The sequence below is a fragment of the Pseudomonadota bacterium genome, assembly GCA_022361155.1.
GTDB lineage: Bacteria > Myxococcota_A > Polyangia > Polyangiales > JAKSBK01 > JAKSBK01.
The window spans coordinates 1-5154 of sequence record JAKSBK010000243.1; the positions used below are offsets into that span (position 1 = coordinate 1).

At 59.2% G+C, this 5154-nt stretch carries 2 protein-coding genes; both read left to right on the forward strand.

Going from position 1 to position 5154, the window contains the following annotated elements; genetic code table 11:
* Nucleotides 1-1430: 1430 nt before the first annotated feature.
* Nucleotides 1431-2345, forward strand: coding sequence for a hypothetical protein (locus MJD61_09160; protein MCG8555438.1), 915 nt, complete (start codon nt 1431-1433; stop codon nt 2343-2345).
* Between the two features lie 2201 nt (nt 2346-4546).
* The coding region (locus tag MJD61_09165) for a hypothetical protein (GenBank protein ID MCG8555439.1) at nt 4547-5154 on the forward strand (608 nt) is incomplete at its 3' end.

A 5154-nucleotide genomic window follows, 5' to 3' on the forward strand; every position in this document is an offset into this window, starting at 1 on the left:
TCGTATTGCCGACTGCGCACCGCGCTGCCGGAGGGGACCACTGCATGTACTTGACACCTGCCGCTCTATCGAGCGTCGGGTCGGCGGCGGCCGGCGGCCGGCGCCCAGCTATCCGGCCGCCGAAATCATCGAAAAAACTCCCCTACTTTTGCACCAGCATGTAGCTAGGCCTAGAACGCCGACCGGCTTTGAATCCTGTGGAATCCTGCGCCTTTCGACCCAAGCGCCGGCTTGCCTCCTCGCTGCTCACAGCGGTTGTAGCGCTGCTACGCCTCGTTCCGGGCTGCGGGGGTGCTCGGGTCTGAAGCGAAATGCTCGGATTCCAGGACGTATTCAATAGCGACCAGCGTCCCAAGGGTGCGCAAAGATTAGAATCCAGGTCTTGGAATCCCCAGAAGCGCCGCTTGCGCACGAGGCGGGCTACGTGTATACCCGGACCAAGTGGTTGCGAAGGGCATCCACCGACGCAGCCACCACCAGGGTGCGGTGGTAGCAAGGAACCGGATGGGCAGCGGTATGTTGGGCAGCACGAGCAGGGACGCCGAGGGGTGGCGAGCGGGCAACCCCACCGAGTGGCTCGGTTCTTGCCCGCCTCCCGCCTCCCGCCTCCCGCCTCCCGCCTCCCGCCTCCCGCCTCCCGCCTCCCGCCTCCCGTCCAGCCTTTCAACGTAGCGCAGCTTCTCGTGGCATCTGGCGTTTCGCCATCGCCCAGCGCTGCGGGTGGGCCCGCCGGTTCGGGCGGAAAACGTGGATGCCACAACGCGGGCCCACGGGCAACCAACATTGCGGCGTGTCAGCCCACGTCCGCGGGCATGAGCGAACTCGTCGGCTGTCAGGCCGGTGCTTCCACTGGCGCACCCTCTTCGTGCACCAATTCCCCGAATTCGCCCGCCTCGCTCCAAAGAAACCTCCGAGCATCGATCACAGACCCGATTCGCCCTCCTCTTGTAGGGCGTCGTCCGCGTCGTCCCCCAGACGGTTACCCGCTGTCGCGACGCCGGCACGCCAAGCACGCCCCCAAGGGAGTAGTCCAGTACCTTCTACTCGTTCAATGACGCAGCGTAACCGCCGGCTGTGCATCCGAGCGCTCCATCATCAAACAAGCACCGGTATCTATGGAGGGAAAAATGGTGAGATTTGAAGAACATTCGACTCAAAGGCAAGAATATTTGTCGCATGAATCAGCGGACACGACAATGGCTCCACACGATCCACACGGGCAGAGTGTCTGGCTACTTCTGTGCGTAGTGCTCGGTGCCCCACTGACAGTCTCGTGTACATCTCACATTCCAGGCAAAGACCCAGCCGCTCTAAAGGCGGAGGTCCAAACTGAGTACATTGACGGTTACAACATCGCAAACTCTCGCGACATGGACTGGAGGCCACACGATACGCACAAGAGTTTCACGGTCGCTGCGCTTCACATACCGTTGGACGACCGCGACGACGTTTGGGCAACTTGCGGCATGACGTTCATTTCCCCGCATTTCGCCGTGACTGCCGCCCATTGTGTCGAGTCAGGCGACACCAACCGAGATGGTGTCATCGAGAAGCCTCTGCCAGAGGGCACATGGTTTTGGATCCAGTATCTCGACCTTGACGACAACCTTGCGCTATCCCGTATACTCGACCAAGCAGAAGTCGAAGGAACCTGGCCAAGTTACGAGCGACAGTCCGGCCTAGCTTCGCATGAGTTGAGCGCGATATGGGACGTCTGTACCCTGCAATATCGGTGCGCCTTCAGCCGTACTGCAAGCTGCCCAAGCACCGTACCAAACGCCGATATCGCATTGCTGCAGTGCCTCAACCGTGCTGGGCCATGGGCAACCATGGCGACAAACGTCGGCTTCGGTTCCGAGGTAGAAGTTTGGTGGTTTCATGAAGTTCTCAATCTTCCACCCGAAGACGGGACTGGCTGGCCACCCGATCGACACGAGCACTACACTATATGGCCGGGGTACAACAAGGGAAACAACTATCATTACCAACGTATGAGGCCCACCGGAGGAGCCTTCGATTACCAGCTGATACCACTGGTATCTCGCAAGTATCTGCATTTTGGCGACGATCCGTTTCCATATCAAGTTACCTTAGCGAACAACAATTTGACAAATTGGGAATCTGATATCCAAGGTGCATGCCATGGAACATCGGGCTCCGGGGTGTTCGAACAAAACACCAGCAATCTTCTCGGTCCCGTCGCTACCGCGCTCAATGGCTGGGGCGACCCTCACCAACTTTGTGTTCGACCGAAAGGCGATAATCGCGATATCGGTGTATTAGGCTTTGTCCGTCCTGGAATCACGCAGACCATTTATGACTCGGTTGCATATGATCGTCCTTAATTCTAACGAGACCGAGGACTTGAGCAGGTCGCGTTAGCAAGGCGTCGTGGATGATCCGTCGGGAATCTGAATGGAGGGATCGTAGTGAGCAAGCGAAGCGCAGCCGCGCTCCCGCCTTGTCACTGTCGCGCACCCGTTCTTTCGATCCAGTATGGTCACGCTGCCTAGCGGCAGCCAAGATGTACGTGTGACATGCTTAGGCGTTGGGTCAAGATAACATGCCACTTCGATTTCGATCCATCCCGTCCGGCGGTGTTGCGCCGCCTTCGAATGGACGTAGTATTCGCGCGACAGCGCGCCATGCTGACCCGGCGCCTCAAAGCCGACCTGGCAAGGTTACTTTGACCCGACGCCTTAGAAAGTCGGCGTTGAGATTTAGCCAAAGGGGCGAGGGCGAGGAGAGTTCGAAATGAAACATCATGACGGTAAGGGCATGCCCTGGTGCCTAGTTGTCGGTGTTTCGTTCATGTTGGCTGCAAGTGGGTGCTCGTGCGAAACGCACGACGACCCTCCCATGGCCTCGGCAGGTGCCGGCGTGGCTGGATCGGCAAGCCCCTCCCCACGCGGTCCTGACTCGGGCTCGGCTGATTCCGGGCTTGGGCAGGGTCAGTACCCGCAGCTGCCAGACGGAGGGCGTCCTACGGGCCCGTTCCCAGGGTCACCTCGGGACTCGGGCCCACCGAGCCCCCCGGTCGACGCTGCTGCGGCCCCTTGGACACCACCGTTTAGGTTGTCAGACGGTATGTGGCGCATGAGCACCGAACCGATCTGCAACAGGCTTGGGGGCGACAACCACGCCAACAGCATCTGGAGCGACGCGCGAGGCGTGTACCTCCTCCTGTCACCTCAGGACTCGTTTGCTGTCAATGTGGGGCGTATGTGGATCTACTTCAATGATGGGTCGGGCTGGAAGACAATCCATGAAGAGCCCACACCCTTTCCAGGCAAGATCACGGGCTTTCGGGGTGGTAGTGTGCTTCTGCACAGAACAAGAGGTCGTGTCGGTAGCATTGAGCCGTGTGGTTTGAAGCGAATCCATAATGGTCAGGCAGATTGTGAGGTTCCAGGAGGTGTAGCGGACGTACACGTTGCCGGGCCACAAACTGCCTTTGCACTACGCAACGATCGCGTTCTAAAATATGGGGGAGGTCAGTGGACGCAGCTAGGGCAACCGCTTGGGGACAGCAGCGGAAGTTTCGTGGCCGAGGCGATATGGGGAGATAAGAACACCGTAGTCGTAGTCGGTTCCTCGGGAGCGTACTTGGGCAGCTCAGATACTGGAAACTTCGTATTTCAAGCAGGCGCCCCCCGGGAAGCCAGCGCCGTGTTCGGCTTCGGGCCTACGGATGTTTGGGTTGGCACTCGAAGCGGCGAGGTATGGCAGTTTGATGGAACACAGTGGAAGGTTGTGATCTCACCAAGCGCGCCTAGCGCTATGTGTAAGCGAAGCGTCCAAGATTTGTGGGGTGCAGATGGAAAGTTATTTGTCCTCGGGAATCGCCACTTGTCCATAATCGAAATGGGCAGCATGACAGAGCTGGCTAGTTGGTGTGAAGCCGGAGTTCGTCTTACAAGCATCTGGGGCAACAGCTCTCAGGAGGTGTTCATTGGGGTTCAAGACACTGGCGAGATTCAGTGCTCGTCGCAATTCGTGATTTGGTACAATGGAAGCCAATTCAGTCGGCTGTAGATTTGTGCTCCTGGTCGTGCTTGGGGCGACGGCTCTTGGGTGCGGGCGGTCCCACGAACCCGGGAACGTGGGAGGTTCGAGCCGCGGGACCGTTGGTGGTCACGGGGCCACCAGCGATGCGGGAGCCAGCAGCGATGCGGGGGATGCGGGTGGTTACACGACGCCCGTGTCCAGTTGGGACCCGCCGTTTGCACTTGCACGGGATCCTGGCTGGATGATGAGCGAGGGCGTCCTATGCGTCGGGCGGGCGCGGACCCTGGAGTACGTGGCACTGTGGGCTGATGAACGTGGAGTGTTCGTCGCGATCTCGCAGCAATGGAAAGCAGGCGTAGGACGCGACAAACGGGTGGCCACGCGCTTCCTACTAAATGACGGCCAGCGGTGGCAACTCTGGCGTGAAGAGCTAACTCCGGTGAGCCATGATAGACGCCAAATTCGTCCCAACGTGGGCCTGACGGGATTTGAGAACGGCCCGCTTATTCTATTTGGAGAGTTGGCTTGTGGGTTGCTTATGGTTCAGCCAGAGCGTAGCGACTGCGGGATCAACGAGCGAGTGAACGACGTCGCAGTGATCGGGCCAAGCGAAGCCTACGCGGTCACGGACAACGCAGTGTACCAATTCGACGGAAGCGCGTGGCAGCGGCTCGATGTACTCGACCAGCGAAGCAAGGTTCAAGCGCGAGCTATCTGGGCAAGCTCGGAACTGGTAGCGGTGGCAGCAAACGACCAGCAGATATACTTCAAGCCTGCTTCAGCCAGGAAGTTCGAGCTACAAGGTGGCGTCCCCGCGGGTGACTACCTGTCTCTATGGGGACACAATGCTAGGGACATCTGGGCCGGCACGTCGGGCGGTCAGATCGTGCGTTACAGTCAGGGCAAGTGGACGCCAGAGGGTTGGATAGACCCCCCGTCAACTGACTGCCAGATGGAGTACAAGCGGGATGTGCTGGGGATGTGGGGTACGCGGGATGTCGTATACGCATACTCTGAACGGAGGGTCTTGCGTTTATCCGGCAGGGAGCAGAAGGTCGCAAGCTTCTGCAGGAGAGGAACAAGGAGTACGGACGTCAAAGGACGGGGCTCAGAGGAAGTCTTCATCGCCATCGTCGACAACGCAAA